Origin of the sequence: Comamonas sp. (genome assembly GCF_036643215.1) — a bacterium.
In the GTDB taxonomy this organism is placed as follows: domain Bacteria; phylum Pseudomonadota; class Gammaproteobacteria; order Burkholderiales; family Burkholderiaceae_C; genus Comamonas.
This window is the reverse complement of the sequence record NZ_JAVXSJ010000001.1, coordinates 337461-351721: the sequence shown is the minus strand read 5'-3', so window position 1 is coordinate 351721 and position 14261 is coordinate 337461. Positions and strand designations below refer to the sequence as shown.

At 58.4% G+C, this 14261-nt stretch carries 15 protein-coding genes; 2 read left to right on the top strand and 13 right to left on the bottom strand.

The window, feature by feature from the left end:
- Positions 1–2 precede the first annotated feature (2 nt).
- Positions 3–1385, bottom strand: coding sequence for an oxygen-independent coproporphyrinogen III oxidase (hemN, locus tag RSF91_RS01645; protein WP_332566771.1), 1383 nt, complete (start codon positions 1383–1385; stop codon positions 3–5).
- A gap of 29 nt (positions 1386–1414) precedes the next feature.
- Positions 1415–1612, bottom strand: a complete 198-nt coding sequence (locus tag RSF91_RS01640) for a hypothetical protein (RefSeq protein WP_332566770.1) — start codon at positions 1610–1612, stop codon at positions 1415–1417.
- A gap of 42 nt (positions 1613–1654) precedes the next feature.
- Here RSF91_RS01640 and fnr point away from each other — a divergent pair, with 42 nt between their 5' ends.
- Entirely contained in the window at positions 1655–2380 is a 726-nt protein-coding gene (fnr, locus tag RSF91_RS01635; protein WP_099736588.1) for a fumarate/nitrate reduction transcriptional regulator Fnr, read from the top strand.
- A gap of 57 nt (positions 2381–2437) precedes the next feature.
- Here fnr and RSF91_RS01630 read toward each other — a convergent pair whose 3' ends face one another.
- The 9 genes from RSF91_RS01630 to RSF91_RS01590 all read right to left on the bottom strand — a co-directional run bounded on the left by RSF91_RS01630 (position 2438) and on the right by RSF91_RS01590 (position 10775).
- Positions 2438–2701, bottom strand: coding sequence for a hypothetical protein (locus tag RSF91_RS01630; RefSeq protein ID WP_332566769.1), 264 nt, complete (start codon positions 2699–2701; stop codon positions 2438–2440).
- A 257-nt stretch (positions 2702–2958) separates the two neighbouring features.
- Positions 2959–3264 carry a FixH family protein gene (locus tag RSF91_RS01625; protein ID WP_332566768.1) on the bottom strand — a complete coding sequence of 102 codons (306 nt, stop codon included), beginning with the start codon at positions 3262–3264 and terminating at the stop codon, positions 2959–2961.
- A gap of 127 nt (positions 3265–3391) precedes the next feature.
- Positions 3392–4834 (bottom strand): cytochrome c oxidase accessory protein CcoG, encoded by a 1443-nt coding sequence (ccoG, locus tag RSF91_RS01620; protein ID WP_332566767.1) that lies wholly within the window; start codon positions 4832–4834, stop codon positions 3392–3394.
- An 80-nt stretch (positions 4835–4914) separates the two neighbouring features.
- A complete protein-coding gene (gene ccoP / locus RSF91_RS01615) occupies positions 4915–5832 on the bottom strand; it encodes a cytochrome-c oxidase, cbb3-type subunit III (RefSeq protein ID WP_332566766.1) in 918 nt (305 codons plus the stop codon).
- 27 nt (positions 5833–5859) lie between these two features.
- Positions 5860–6000, bottom strand: a complete 141-nt coding sequence (locus RSF91_RS01610) for a cbb3-type cytochrome oxidase subunit 3 (protein WP_332566765.1) — start codon at positions 5998–6000, stop codon at positions 5860–5862.
- 17 nt (positions 6001–6017) lie between these two features.
- Positions 6018–6650, bottom strand: a complete 633-nt coding sequence (gene ccoO / locus RSF91_RS01605) for a cytochrome-c oxidase, cbb3-type subunit II (RefSeq protein WP_099736582.1) — start codon at positions 6648–6650, stop codon at positions 6018–6020.
- A gap of 19 nt (positions 6651–6669) precedes the next feature.
- Complete coding sequence (ccoN, locus tag RSF91_RS01600) at positions 6670–8106, bottom strand: cytochrome-c oxidase, cbb3-type subunit I (protein ID WP_332566764.1); 1437 nt, start codon at positions 8104–8106, stop codon at positions 6670–6672.
- A gap of 63 nt (positions 8107–8169) precedes the next feature.
- Entirely contained in the window at positions 8170–8307 is a 138-nt protein-coding gene (ccoS, locus tag RSF91_RS01595; protein ID WP_099736580.1) for a cbb3-type cytochrome oxidase assembly protein CcoS, read from the bottom strand.
- Positions 8307–10775 (bottom strand): heavy metal translocating P-type ATPase, encoded by a 2469-nt coding sequence (locus tag RSF91_RS01590; protein WP_332566763.1) that lies wholly within the window; start codon positions 10773–10775, stop codon positions 8307–8309. The genes ccoS and RSF91_RS01590 overlap by 1 nt, the downstream gene beginning before the upstream one ends.
- Positions 10776–10888: 113 nt before the next feature.
- Between RSF91_RS01590 and RSF91_RS01585 the strand changes: the two genes are divergently transcribed.
- The gene (locus tag RSF91_RS01585; RefSeq protein ID WP_332566762.1) at positions 10889–11332 is read left to right on the top strand and encodes a universal stress protein; all 444 of its coding nucleotides are present in this window, start codon (positions 10889–10891) and stop codon (positions 11330–11332) included.
- A 242-nt stretch (positions 11333–11574) separates the two neighbouring features.
- On the opposite strand, the gene RSF91_RS01580 is transcribed toward RSF91_RS01585, so the two are convergent.
- Positions 11575–13128, bottom strand: a complete 1554-nt coding sequence (locus RSF91_RS01580) for a malonate--CoA ligase (protein ID WP_332566761.1) — start codon at positions 13126–13128, stop codon at positions 11575–11577.
- A gap of 115 nt (positions 13129–13243) precedes the next feature.
- Positions 13244–14260 carry a Bug family tripartite tricarboxylate transporter substrate binding protein gene (locus RSF91_RS01575; RefSeq protein WP_332566760.1) on the bottom strand — a complete coding sequence of 339 codons (1017 nt, stop codon included), beginning with the start codon at positions 14258–14260 and terminating at the stop codon, positions 13244–13246.
- Between the last annotated feature and the right edge of the window lies 1 nt (position 14261).

Here is a 14261-nt window from a genome sequence, read left to right as displayed (position 1 = left end):
CGCTAGATGATGCGTGAAAACCGTGCACGGGTTCTGTCAGCTTGCAAATAGCGGTCAAACAGCATGGCTACTCCACGCACAAAAAACCAGCCCAGTCCCGTGACCTTGAAGCCTTCGTCAGACAACTCAATCAGCCCATTGGCCTGCATCTCCTTGAGCTCGGCCAGTTCGCTTCCAAAGTACTCGCGGAAGTTGATCAGCCAGGCCTGCTCCATGGGCTCAAACAGCACCGAGCCCTGGCACATGATGGACATGATGACGGCGCGGCGCACCAGATCGTCACGCGACAGCGCCAGCCCACGCTGCACAGGCAGCACACCGGCATCAATCGAGTCGTAATACTCTTCCAGCGTCTTGACGTTCTGGCTGTAAGTCGCGCCCACCTTGCCGATAGCCGACACACCCAGCGCAATCAGATCGCAGTCTGGCTGCGTGCTATAGCCCTGAAAGTTGCGATGCAAGCGGCCCTGACGTTTTGCAATAGCCAGTGAATCGGTGGGCAGCGCAAAGTGATCCATGCCCACATACACATAGCCACCGCTCATAAAAGCATCAATCGCTCCCGAGAGCATGTTGAGCTTGTCCTGCCCCATGGGCAGATCAGCCGATTCGATGCGGCGCTGCGGCTTGAAGCGCTCTGGCAGGTGGGCATAGGCATACAGCGCAATGCGATCAGGCCGCAGCTCATTGACCTGAGCCAGCGTGCGCGCAAATGACTCCGGCGTCTGTTTAGGCAGGCCGTAGATCAGATCCACATTGATGGAGACAAAGCCCAGTCGGCGTGCTTCGGCTACCAAGGCAAAAACCTGCTCGGCGGGCTGCTCTCGGTGCACGGCTTTTTGTACGGCGGGGTCAAAGTCCTGCACGCCAAAGCTCAGGCGGTTAAAGCCCATGTCCTTGAGCACTTTCAGGCGCTCATTGCTGACGGTTCGCGGGTCGACCTCAATTGAGTACTCGCCTGCCGCATCGAGCTTGAAATGCTCACGCATCAGCGCCATCAATTGCTGCAACTCGGCGTCGCTGAAGAACGTGGGCGTGCCGCCGCCTAGGTGCAGCTGGCTCACAACCTGACCCTTGCCGCAATGCGCGGTGTGCATTGCCAGTTCACGCGCTAGGTAGTCCAAGTATTCGACAGCCTTTTCATGGTGCTTGGTGACTATCTTGTTGCAGGCGCAGTAGTAGCAAAGCGACTCACAAAATGGCACATGCACATAGACAGACAGGGGCAAGGCGCGTACACCTGTGTGCGCTTTGCGTTGCTCCAGCGCCAGGATGTAGTCATCTGCACCGAAAGCCTCAACAAAACGGTCGGCTGTTGGGAACGATGTGTAGCGAGGCCCAGGAATATCAAAGCGGCTCAGCAACTCGGGCGTGACAGCGGTCATAACTACTCGTCAGTGTGCGATCACACCTCTCAAAAGTATTTATTAACAAAGGCATCAAGCCCTGAAAACATCACCATAAAGAGGCAGGAGCGCATATTTTTGAATGAATATGAGCAATGTGCCTCAAGCCATTCACCCTGTCCTTGATGAATATCAAGAGACAGCAAGGCAAGTGCTGCGACAATTTGATCCATCTCATTACCAAACACGAGGTCAATGACCGGCACGACTCTCTTATTGAAGTCTGTCAGTGCCGTTGCTAAAAGCCCATGAATCTTCAGACCATCAAAGCATCCTGCTCCAACTGCAATCTGCGTGAACTGTGCATGCCCATGGGCCTGGACGATGAACAAATGGAGCGCATTGACGAAATTGTGGCCACGCGCCGCAAGATCAAGCGCGGCGGGCTGCTGTTTCGCAACGGTGAAGACTTCACCTCGCTGTACGCGATTCGCACAGGCTTTTTCAAGACCAGCGTCGCCACCGAAGACGGTCGCGATCAGGTCACGGGCTTTCAGATGGCGGGCGAAATCATTGGTCTGGATGGCATCGTCAACGACCACCACACCTGCGATGCTGTGGCGCTGGAAGATGCTGAAGTCTGCGTCATGCCGTTTGACAAGCTTGAGCAACTCTCGCGTGAAGTCACAGCCCTGCAAAACCACGTGCACAAGGTCATGAGCCGTGAAATTGTGCGCGAGCATGGCGTGATGCTGCTGCTGGGCAGCATGCGCGCTGAAGAGCGTCTGGCCGCTTTTGTGCTGAACCTAGTGCAGCGCCTGGCTGCTCGTGGTTTTTCCAAGTCAGAGCTGGTGCTGCGTATGACGCGCGAAGAAATTGGCAGCTACCTGGGCCTCAAGCTTGAGACCGTGAGCCGCACCTTCTCCAAATTTGCCGAAGAAGGCATTGTGGAAGTCAAGCAGCGCCACCTGCGCATTCTGGATACCGAGGCGCTCAAGCGCATCGTCAACAGCCAGCAATGCAGAGCTGACTGAGTATTAACTCCAGAAGCAAGGCCCGCATCAGCGGGCTTTTTGTTTTTGCAGCGAGCCTTACTCAGGCAGCGGGGAAGAGACAATACCGCCGTTCAAGTCACTGGCTGAGCGCCCCAGCGCGACCGTCATCAGGGCACCGATGATTGAAACCACCCAGAAGGCAAAAAAGGCCACGGTATAGATGGCGCTGCGCGACCACTCCAGTGGTGAGCCCAGCCAGTGCACATCCAGCGGGTCCACAAAGGCAAATACCACCAGCTCCATGATTGCTGCTGCCAAAAAGGCAGGCCAGACAATCCATATCCAGCGTCGAGCTTCCATCGCGAATCTCCTTGGATCGTGGGTTTGATCGTATTTTGCACAAGTGTTGTGACTTCAAACACCACATCGCGGGCATGCACCAAGGCGGAAAACCCTGAATCACTATGATTTCAAGAGCAGCTAGCGCCTTCTGTTAATTGATATCAAGATCTTTCATATCTATAAGCCAAGTAGATCAAGCGCTAAACGCTCATATTTTCAATGAGCCAACAACAAAGGCCGCAAAGCGGCCTTGGAATGGAAGTCTTGCGACGACTTCAGCGGTCTGTCGGGTGATCCTTGGCAGGCGTTGCCGCATGGTTGCGACCGGTGATGGCCGGGGCCAGACTTTTCTCATTCTCTGACAGGCGCTGGTTGATCTCCAGGCCATGGCGGTAGTAGTCAGGGTCGATCACGGGATCAGGCTTGCTCATTGCAATATAGGCCGTCACTACACCCGCAATCACCACCACCAAGGGACCGGAAATCACGAGCCAGACATGGGCAAATTTCCACCAAGGCTTGCCATCCTCGGGGTGAATAATCTTGACCGTTTTCGGGGCCTTGGCTTGTGCTGCCGACATGATGAAACCTCTTATTCAGTAATTCTGCAGTGCACGCCAGATCATGGCTGGCACGCACTGCAAATTGTTGCCGATTGGCGATGTCCGTGCGTGATCTCAGAGATGCATTTCTGAGATCACGCATGCTTTAGCGTGGCACCAGGAAGACGGTCTTTTCAGAGACCTTTCCAGATCCGGCCTTCACCGCATCCAGATTGAAGTAAACCGGGTGCGAGCCAGGCTCTGCCGAGCCGTACGGAATCTGCAGACGCACCGCAATACCGCGTGTTTCGGCCGGGCCGACAACAACTTCCTGCTCAGACGCCACTTCCAGATGATCCAGCCCGGTTGCGCTGATGCGGTAGCGCTGCTCGGACTCGGTAGCGTTCATGATCTGCAGGCGGTAGACGTTCTCCAGCTTGCCGCCCGCCACAATGCGCGACAGCGCAGCGCGGTCACGAATCACGTCCACCTTCAGCGGCTCTCGCATGACCAGACTGGCAATCATGGCCGTGCTGAGCGCTACCAGCACCGCGGTGTAAATCAGCACACGCGGACGGAAGATGCGGCGAATCACCTGGGCATGTTTCCATGCACGGGTAATAGCGTTTTGCGTGGTCAGGCGAATCAGCCCGCGCGGGTACTCCATCTTGTCCATGACGGAGTTACAAGCATCAATGCACAATCCGCAGCCAATGCACTCGTACTGCAAGCCTTTGCGAATGTCGATGCCCACAGGGCAGACCTGCACGCACATATTGCAGTCAATGCAGTCGCCCAGACCCAGAGCCTTGGCATCATCTTTCTTGGTGCGCGGGGCTCGCGGCTCGCCGCGTTCACCGTCGTAGCTGACAACCATGGTGTCGTTGTCAAACATGGCGCTCTGAAAACGTGCATAGGGGCACATGTATTTGCAGACCTGCTCGCGCATATAGCCGGCGTTGCCATAGGTGGCAAACGCGTAAAACAGCACCCAGAACATCTGCCAGTTGCCTTGCAGTGCCAGCAGTTGCACTGCCAGTTCGCGGATAGGCACAAAGTAGCCGACAAAGGTAAAACCGGTCCACAGCGCCACGGCAATCCAGAGGAATTGCTTGAGCGACTTCTTCCAGATTTTTTCAAACGTCCAACCGTTCTTGTCCAGGCGCATGCGCGCGCTGCGCTCGCCTTCGACCTTGCTCTCAATCCAGACAAAGATCTCGGTATAGACCGTCTGCGGGCAGGAGAAGCCGCACCACAGCCGTCCTGCGACTGCCGTAAACAAAAACAGAGCCAGTGCCGAGATGATCAGCAGGCCTGTCAAATAGATAAAGTCCTGCGGATACAGAACCAGTCCAAAGATGTAAAAACGCCGCGCTTCCAGGTCGAACAGCAGCATCTGCCGCTCGCCCCACTGCAGCCAGGGCATCCCATAGAAAAACAGCTGGGTCAGAAACACCATCGCCCAGCGCCAGCGGGCAAATACGCCGGAGATAGAGCGCGAGTACACCTTCTTCTCCGACACAAACATCGGCACCTTATCGGTGCCACCTTCAGGCTCTGCGGGTGTAATGGGAATGATCTTGCGACGCTTCCCTTTATCGGATTGCATGGAGCTTCCTTAATACTTCTGAAACTTCTGAAAACTCAAACGGAAAAAAGCGGCGCTCGAAGCGCCGCTTTCAATGCTAATTATTTTTGTACGGCGCCGTCTTTGTGAGACAGACCCCAGACATAAGAAGCCAGCACAGCAATTTGTGCCTCCGTCAACTTTTCCTTCTGGGCAGGCATTTCATTGTGCTTGCCGTTGTTGACGATGTTGACGATGGCAGCTTCACCCCAGCCATGCAGCCAGATGTCGTCGCTCAGGTTAGGCGCGCCCAGTGCGGGGTTGCCCTTCCCGTCCATGCCGTGGCAAGCCGCGCAGGCCACAAACTTGGATTTGCCCAGCGAAGCCTTGACAGCATCGTGAGGGCTGCCCGACAGGCTCAGCACGTAGTTGGCAACATTGCGCACATCATCAGCCGTACCCACGGCAGCAGCCATGGGAGGCATCATGCCGATACGGCCGTTGCTGATGGTCTCCTTGATTTTTTCAGGAGAGCCGCCGTGCAACCAGTCGCCATCTGCCAGATTGGGGAAGCTCTTGCTGCCGCGGGCATCAGAGCCGTGGCATTGCGCGCAGTTGTTCATGAACAGACGCTCACCGATGGCCATGGCCTGAGGATCCTTGGCCATTTCTTCGGTGGGCATGCTGACGAACTTGGCGTACATGGGCTCCAGATCGGCCTTGGCCTTGGCCATTTCACGCTCATAGGCGCCGTTCTGGCTCCAGTCCAGCTTGCCATTGAAGGCACCCAGACCGGGGTAGGCAGCCAGGTAGCCCAGGCCAAAGATCACGGTGATCACAAACAGACCCATCCACCACTTGGGCATGGGGTTGTTGAGTTCGCGCAGGTCTTCGTCCCAGACGTGGCCCGTGGTGTTGTCTCCAGCGGAGTCAACCTTCTTGCGCGCCACCATTATCAGCAGCAGCAAGCAGCCAAAGATGCCGATCAGCGTAATCGCCGCGACATACACCGACCAGAAATTGTTTACGAAATCGCTCATGGAATGTTCTCGTTATGGTGGACCGGCTCAGTCTTCTTGCAGGAAGGGGACTTGAGCTGCTTCGTCAAAACGGGCCTGGTTACGGTGGGCATACGCCCACCACCAGATGCCGATGAAGCAAGCCATCGATGCCAGCGTGGCAAGGATGCGCATGGTGGTGATATCCATTTCCAGCCCTTCCTCTCTTACTTGACGGCGCGGCCCAGGACCTGCAGATAGGAGATCACAGCCTCCATCTCGGTCTTGTCCTTGACTTCAGCCTGCGCGCCTGCGATTTCCGCGTCGGTGTAAGGCACACCCACCTTGCGCAGAGCGCTCATGCGCTGAGCGACCACGGTGTCGTCAACCTTGCTGGTCTCAAGCCAGGGGTAAGCTGGCATGTTCGACTCAGGCACCACGTCACGGGGGTTGTTCAGGTGAATGCGATGCCATTCGTCGCTGTACTTGCCGCCCACACGGTGCAGGTCAGGACCGGTACGCTTGGAGCCCCACTGGAAGGGGTGGTCGTACACGAACTCACCCGCCACCGAGTAGTGGCCGTAACGCATGGTCTCGGCGCGGAAGGGGCGAATCATCTGCGAGTGGCAGTTGTAGCAACCTTCGCGCAGATAGACGTCGCGGCCCATCAGCTGCATGGGGGTGTAGGGCTTGAGGCCCGCCACGGCTTCCGTGGTGGACTTCTGGAAGAACAGAGGAACAATTTCCACCAGACCACCAATGGCCAGCACGAACAGAGTCAGCGCGATCAGCAAGAAGTTGCTGGTCTCGATCTTCTCGTGGGAAAAGCTCTTGGGAGCTGCGTTATTTTGATCAGACATTGCTATTGCTCCTCAATGCTCAGGCGTGGGCCACCAAGGCAGGCACAGCCACCTTTACGGGACGGCCAGCCGCTGCGGTCTTGAAGGTGTTCCATGCCATCACCAGCATGCCGCCCAGATACAGCAGACCACCTGTGACGCGAATCACGTAGAAGGGATAGGTCGCCTTCACGCTTTCCACGAAGGTGTAAGTCAGCGTGCCATCGGGGTTGACTGCGCGCCACATCAGGCCTTGCATCACACCGGCAATCCACATTGCGGCGATGTACAGCACGATGCCGATGGTGGCCATCCAGAAGTGCAGCTCAATCGCGGGCACGGAGTGCATTTTTTCGCGACCGAACAGACGGGGAATCAGGTAGTAGAGCGAACCCATGGTGATCAGACCCACCCAGCCCAGAGCGCCGGAGTGAACGTGACCCACGGTCCAGTCGGTGTAATGCGACAGTGCGTTGACCGTCTTGATGGCCATCATCGGGCCTTCGAAGGTGGACATGCCGTAGAACGACAGGGACACGATCAGGAAGCGCAGGATGGGGTCGTCGCGCAGCTTGTGCCAGGCACCCGACAGCGTCATCACGCCGTTGATCATGCCGCCCCAGCTGGGAGCCAGCAGGATCAGCGAGAACACCATGCCCACGGACTGTGTCCAGTCAGGCAGCGCGGTGTAGTGCAGGTGGTGAGGACCCGCCCACATGTAAGTGAAGATCAGCGCCCAGAAGTGCACGATCGACAGGCGATACGAGTACACGGGACGACCGGCCTGCTTGGGGATGAAGTAATACATCATGCCCAGGAAGCCAGCGGTCAGGAAGAAGCCCACGGCGTTGTGACCGTACCACCACTGAACCATCGCATCCTGCACACCGGCGTAAGCCGAGTAGCTCTTCATCCAGCCAGCAGGCACGGAGATGTTGTTGACGATGTGCAGCAGGGCCACGGCCAGAATGAAGGCGCCGAAGAACCAGTTAGCCACATAGATGTGCTTGACCTTGCGGATACCGATGGTGCCGAAGAACACGATGGCGTAGGACACCCAGGTCACTGCGATCAGCAGGTCCAGAGGCCATTCCAGCTCAGCGTATTCCTTGCCCTGTGTGTAGCCCATGGGCAGGCTGATAGCCGCACCCACGATGACCAGTTGCCAGGCCCAGAACGTGACGCTGGCCAGCTTGGGCATGAACAGCTTGGTCTGGCAGGTACGCTGCACCACGTAGTAGCTGGTCGCAAACAGCGCCGAGCCACCGAAGGCAAAGATGACGGCATTGGTATGCAGCGGACGCAGGCGCCCGTAGCTCAGCCAGGAAATGCCGAAGTTGAGTTCTGGCCAGGCCAGCTGGGACGCGATAAACACGCCCACAGCCATACCAACCACCCCCCACACCACGGCCATGATAGAGAACTGCCTTACGACGTTGTCGTCGTAATAGACAGCATTGTTATTTGTTGCTTCCATCGGGCACCTCTTAGATTTCTTGCAAAGTGTTCATTGGTTTGTCATCTGGCTCGTTGAGCCACATCAATCGTCGCGAAGAATGCGCTCGCCTTCTTGTTCCACACTCTCGAACTGACCCCGGTAAACCGCCCACCACAGGGCGGCCACGATGGCCAGCACCAGCACGACCGAAAGCGGTATCAATACATAGAGAATGTCCATCAGCGGCCTCCTTGGGTCAGTGGCATGACGGTGCCCGGCGCAAGATGCGCGGGGTCAGACGCGTTGCTATTTGCAACCTGCAGCGGCAACGCACGTGCAAGACGGGCTGCGTTAGCGACGACCAGCAAAGAGCTCAGCGCCATGCCAAGCCCTGCCAGCCAGGCAGGCATCCAGCCCATCAGGGCCAGAGGAATAGAGATCGCGTTATAGGCTGCTGCCCAGCCCAGGTTCTGGCGCACCACGGACAAGGTCCGTCGGGCCAGCAACAGGCTTTGCAGCACTAACTCCAGGCTGTCTCCCAGTACCACGAAGTCTGATCGTGATTGTGCCAGCGGCACTGCTCTACCAAAAGCAAAAGAGACATGCGCTCCAGCTAAAACTGGGCCGTCGTTCAGACCATCGCCCACCATCGCAACCTTGTGGCCTGCGGCCTGTTCCGCCTGCATGGCGGCCAGCTTGTCCTGCGGCTTGCAGTCCCCTCTGGCCTGCTCGATACCGAGCTTGGCGGCCACTGCCTTTACGGCTGCAGATCGATCGCCAGACAGCAAGTGCACACTGACACCCTGCTGCTTGAGGTCTGCAATCACCTGCGCCGCTTCGGGGCGTACATCTTCACTGAGGTGGAACTGGGCCAGCGCAACCCAGCGCCCTTGCAATTCTTCGGCCAGCATCACGCTCTGGCCTGGCTCTTGAGGTGCCAGCTCAGCCACCTGCACATGCGCAGCAGAGCCCAGGCGCAGATGACGGCGGCGCCCTGCACTACCCGGCACTTCATCACGGGCATGAACCCAAGCATCCAGACCGCTGCCGGCCACTTCCTGCACCGAATCCAGCAGCCAGTCGCTGGCAGGCAACTCAGCCACCACCGCAGCCTGCGCCAGCGCTTTCGATGCCGGGTGCATGGACTGGCGGGCCAGCAAGGCAGCCAGCGTCAGCGCATCATCTGTACTCTGGCCTGCGGCTGGCGTAAGAGCCCGCAGCACCAGGCCATCGCGGGTCAGCGTGCCTGTCTTGTCGAACACCAGCGTGTCCACCGCAGCCAGCGCTTCAAGGCCTTGCAGATTACGCACCAACACGCCGCTGCGCGCCAAGGTGCCAGCGGCTGTCAGCATGGCTACGGGTGTGGCCAGAGAGAGCGCGCAAGGGCAAGTCACGATGAGCACGGCCACCGCCACCATCAGCGCCTTGCCAGGGTCGGTAGGCCACCACCAGATGGCAGCAGCCAGCGCAGCTAGCAGCACCACAACGAGGAAGGGGCGCGCCACCTTGTCGGCGAGCTGGGCCAGCGTGGGTTTTTGCAGCGAGGCGCTTTCCATCAAATTGACGATTTGCGCAAAGCGGGTGCCCTCTCCCACGCTATCCACGCACACATCCACCACGCTATCCAAGTTATAGCTACCAGCGGTTACTGCATCGCCTTCAGCGCGCAAAACGGGGGTGGATTCACCGGTCAGCAGCGCTTCATCCGCATGGGTGGTGCCGCGCACGATATGCCCGTCCGCCGGGAAGGCTTCACCGGTCAGCACACGCACCACATCGCCCACGCGCAGGCGGCGTGTGGCCACGCGCTCAAACTCCTCCGAATCGGCCTGCTGGCGCAGCACCGAATCGGGCAGGCGGTTCATCACCGCTTCCAATGCGCCAGCCGTGCGGTCGCGCAGGCGCAGCTCCAGCCAGCGGCCGGTGAGAAGGAAGAAGACGAACATGGTCAGCGAGTCAAAAAAGACTTCCTGACCAAAAGGCCCCGTCGGGTCAAACGTGCCCAGCGTGCTGATGATGAAGGTGATCAGCATGCCGATGGCCACGGGCAAATCCATGCTCACGCGGCGTTGGGTAATGTCTTTGAGTGCGCTTTTGAAAAACGGGCCACAGCAAAACAGCACCACGGGCAAAGAAATCACCCACGATGCCCAGCGCAGCAGCGTTTCCATCTCCAGCGACAAATCACCAGGGATGGCCGTGTACGCAGGCCATGCATACATCATCACCTGCATCATGCACAAGCCGGCCACCAGCCAGCGCCACAGCGCGCGGCGTGTTTCGGCCTGGCGTAGCTCGCGCGCGAAGGCATCGCGCGCAGGCAAGGCACGGTAACCGGCGCGCGCAACGGCCTCCATCCACTGGGATGGAAGCACATGGGCGGGACGCCACTCGACACGGGCTCGGCGCGTTGCAGCACTGACTTCGGCGGCCTGAACTCCGGGAACGGCGCGAAGCGCCTCCTCGATGGTCAGCGCGCACGCAGCACAGTGCATGCCCTCCAAAACTACAAAAGAGTCCCACACCGGGGACTCGGTCGCATTTTCGGAGATTGGAGCCTTGGAGCTTTGGCCAGCGGGGCGGCCAAATGAGCTCCATTCTTGCGGGTCGTCCAGCAGATGCGTAAGCGTCTGTGGCGAGTTCAGAAAACCAGTGTCAGCAACAGCTTGCTCCGCCGTGGTGGGCTGGATATTCGGGTGTTGGGACATGTTTCAAGCGTAACGAAGTCAGATGATAACGACCTTGACATTAATCAACCGTTAACTGCCCAATCTACTTATGCTTGTATTCAACAAGGCTATCAACTAACAAGGAGAACACTATGTACAACCGAATCTTGATCGCGACCGATGGCACTGAACTCTCGGACAAGGCCGTGCATGCAGGCTTGGATCTGGCCGCTTTGTGCGGCGCCAGCGTAGTTGCGCTGAAGGTGGTCTCGCACTACCCACGCAGCTACCTGGAAGGCAGCGACCTGCTGGACATCAAGGAAGCCAAGCGTATCGAAGACCAGTGGACGGAGCAAGCTCAGACGCTGCTGGACGGCGTCAAAGCCTTTGGCCACGAGCGAAAAGTCACGGTTACCACCCAAATCGCTCACTCCGATCTAGTGGCTGAATCGATTGTGGAAGCTGCCAAAAAGCACGACTGCGATCTGATCGTCATGGCATCGCACGGCCGCAAGGGTCTGCAGCGCCTGCTGCTGGGCAGCGAAACTCAGCACGTGCTGACGCATTCGCATGTGCCCGTTCTGGTGCTGCGTTAAGTACCCAGAATTGATGAGATAGCGCTCATAAAACAAAAGCAGCTTGCGTGCAAGCTGCTTTATTTTTTGAGCGATTTCTCACTGAGTTTGAGCAAATACAGGCGCCAGTAGCTCACTTTTCAGGAGTCAAGTCAAAAGACAAGCACCTGCAAAGAATTCAATCCTGAGGCGTAAAGCCAACACTTGACGAGCCACCGGGGCACTGAATCGCCCTCCCCGGCCTGCACTCATGCCCACATCGATCAGGAAAATTCCTTCTGATACTGATCGCGCAGCAGCTTTTTTTGCACCTTGCCCATGGTGTTACGCGGCAGGCTATCCACCACATAGCAGCGCTTGGGCACCTTGAAGTTGGCCAGCCGGGCCTTGAGAGCTTCCAGAATCTTCTGCCCATCCACCTGCGCGCCCTTGCGCGGCACGATGACGGCTACACCCACCTCGCCAAAGTCCGGGTGCGGCACACCCACCAGCGCGCTTTCATCCACCCCGGCCAGGTCATTGATGAAGGCTTCCACCTCAGCCGGGTAAACGTTGTAGCCGCCAGAGATGATTAAGTCCTTGCTGCGCCCAACGATGGTGAAGTAGCCCCGCGCGTCCTGCATGCCCACGTCGCCGGTCTTGAACCAGCCATCTCGCGTGAACTCTTCGGCCGTTTTCTCTGGCATACGCCAGTAGCCTGCAAAGACGTTCGGCCCCTGCACCTCAATATTGCCAATCTCGCCCGCCGCCAGCGGCTTGCCGTCATCCCCATGAACCCGCACGCCCACGCCGGGAAGTGGAAATCCCACGGTGCCGCCACGGCGCTCGGCCTCATTGCCATAGCGCACATCGGGCTTGCAGGGGTTGGAGGTCAGCATGGTCGTCTCGCTCATGCCATAGCGCTCAAGAATGGTGTGACCAGTTCGCGTCTTCCAGCCACGGAAGGTCTCGATCAGCATGGGGGCCGAGCCCGAGATAAACAGCCGCATATGGGCAGCCATGTCGCGGTCCAGCCTTGCATCGGTCAGCATGCGCACATACAGCGTGGGCACGCCCATGAAAACGGTCGCATCCTTGAAGCGGGCCATCACCGCCTCAGGCTCGAACTTGGCAAACCAGATCATGGGACTGCCATTGAGCAGCGCCCCGTGAATGGCCACAAACAGCCCGTGCACGTGGAAGATGGGCAAGGCATGAATCAGCACATCATCGGCCTGCCAGTCCCAGTAGACCTTGAGCATCGCCGCATTGCTGAGCAAATTGCCGTGGCTGAGCATGGCGCCCTTGCTGCGCCCCGTGGTACCACTGGTGTAGAGAATGGCAGCCAGATCATCCGCCTTGCGAGCCACCACCTGATGCTCATCACTGTGGTGCGCAGCGCGGTCCAGCAGCGTGCCTGTACGGTCTGTGCCCAGCGTATAGACATGGCCCACGCCGCTAGTGAACGCAATCTTGGACACCCAGCCAAAGCAGCCGGGCGCGCACACCACCACTGCTGGCTCGGCATTGGTGATGAAGTACTCCATCTCGGCACTTTGGTAGGCTGTGTTCAGCGGCAAAAACACATGACCGCTGCGTAGCGTGGCCAGGTAAAGCATCATGGCTTCAACCGACTTTTCCACCTGCACCGCAATGCGGCTGCCTTCTGGCAGATTGAGCGACGCCAGTAGATTGGCCATGCGCGCACTGCCATGCTCCAGATCGGCCCAGCTGTAATACAGACTCTGGCCGTCAGGCTCAATGGCCTCTACCGCCGTTTTTTGAAGATCCACAGGAAACGCAGCGCGCAGCGCGCTGTAAAGATTGGCTTGATGCATGTCGGTCAACGTGATTCAGTCAGACTCAAAAACAGTAAAAGCAAAAACAGTACAGGTCCATCATAGGACCTGGATTGAGGCACGCCGTCCCGAAATGAGAAGGGGACGCCGGGAGTTAAGAATCTATCTTCACCCCCGCCGCCTTGACCACATGTGCCCAGCGCTGCACCTCGCTTTGCACCATGCTGGCAAATTGCGTCTGGCTCAGTTGCCCATAGTCAGCGCCATTCTTGGCCCAGGCCGACTTGATATCGTCGGCCGCACCAATCTTGCGCACCTCTTCCAGCATCTGCTGCTGCACCACCGCTGGCGTGCCCTTGGGCGCCCACAGGCCATACCAAGTAGTCACGGTGAAATCAGGCAAACCGCACTCGGCCGCACAAGGCACATCAGGGAAGGCTGGGTTGCGCTGCGCACCCGCCACCATCAGCGCCTTGATACGCCCGCCCTTGATGTGCTGGGCCGATGAGCCCAGGCCGTCAAACAGCATGTCCACATTACCGGCTATCAAATCTTGTAGCGCCGGCCCTGCGCCCTTGTAGGGGATGTGGGTGATCTGGGTCTTGGTCTGCAGCTTGAACAGCTCGCCCGCCAGATGGTGGGATGAGCCCGGCCCAGCGGACGCATAGTTGTACTTGCCGGGATTGGCGCGCAAATCATTCACCAGCGCCTGCAAGGTGGTGTGCTGCACCTTCTTGGGGTTGACCACCACCACCTGCGGCACGCTGGCTAGCAGCGCCAGCGGAATGAAATCGCGCTCCAGGTCGTATTCCAGCTTGGGGTAGACCGAGGGCGCAATCACATGGTGGGTGCCGCCCATAAAAAAGTTGTAGCCATCCGGCGCAGCTTTTGCCGCAATGCTGGCACCCAGCGTGCCACCCGCACCACCCCGGTTATCAATCACCAGCGTCTTGCCAGAGGTCTTGGCAAACTGGGCCGAAAACGGACGGGCAAAGGTGTCAGTTCCGCCGCCAGCCGGAAACGGCACGATCAGGTTCACCGGTCTGGCGGGCCAATCAGCGGCGTGAGCAAGACCTGCCCAGCCCGCAGCACTGGCTGCAGCCAGCGCCCCGGCCGATTGAAGCAGCGTGCGGCGCTGCAAACCCAAGTTCTTTGTCGAAAAGTCCTGCATC

Bases quoted from the DNA above. Each gene is read 5' to 3' on its own strand.
- hemN (WP_332566771.1), bottom strand. From the start codon at position 1,385: ATGACCGCTGTCACGCCCGAGTTGCTGAGCCGCTTTGATATTCCTGGG.
- fnr (WP_099736588.1), top strand. From the start codon at position 1,655: ATGAATCTTCAGACCATCAAAGCATCCTGCTCCAACTGCAATCTGCGT.
- RSF91_RS01630 (WP_332566769.1), bottom strand. From the start codon at position 2,701: ATGGAAGCTCGACGCTGGATATGGATTGTCTGGCCTGCCTTTTTGGCA.
- RSF91_RS01625 (WP_332566768.1), bottom strand. From the start codon at position 3,264: ATGTCGGCAGCACAAGCCAAGGCCCCGAAAACGGTCAAGATTATTCAC.
- ccoG (WP_332566767.1), bottom strand. From the start codon at position 4,834: ATGCAATCCGATAAAGGGAAGCGTCGCAAGATCATTCCCATTACACCC.
- ccoP (WP_332566766.1), bottom strand. From the start codon at position 5,832: ATGAGCGATTTCGTAAACAATTTCTGGTCGGTGTATGTCGCGGCGATT.
- RSF91_RS01610 (WP_332566765.1), bottom strand. From the start codon at position 6,000: ATGGATATCACCACCATGCGCATCCTTGCCACGCTGGCATCGATGGCT.
- ccoO (WP_099736582.1), bottom strand. From the start codon at position 6,650: ATGTCTGATCAAAATAACGCAGCTCCCAAGAGCTTTTCCCACGAGAAG.
- ccoN (WP_332566764.1), bottom strand. From the start codon at position 8,106: ATGGAAGCAACAAATAACAATGCTGTCTATTACGACGACAACGTCGTA.
- ccoS (WP_099736580.1), bottom strand. From the start codon at position 8,307: ATGGACATTCTCTATGTATTGATACCGCTTTCGGTCGTGCTGGTGCTG.
- RSF91_RS01590 (WP_332566763.1), bottom strand. From the start codon at position 10,775: ATGTCCCAACACCCGAATATCCAGCCCACCACGGCGGAGCAAGCTGTT.
- RSF91_RS01585 (WP_332566762.1), top strand. From the start codon at position 10,889: ATGTACAACCGAATCTTGATCGCGACCGATGGCACTGAACTCTCGGAC.
- RSF91_RS01580 (WP_332566761.1), bottom strand. From the start codon at position 13,128: ATGCATCAAGCCAATCTTTACAGCGCGCTGCGCGCTGCGTTTCCTGTG.
- RSF91_RS01575 (WP_332566760.1), bottom strand. From the start codon at position 14,260: ATGCAGGACTTTTCGACAAAGAACTTGGGTTTGCAGCGCCGCACGCTG.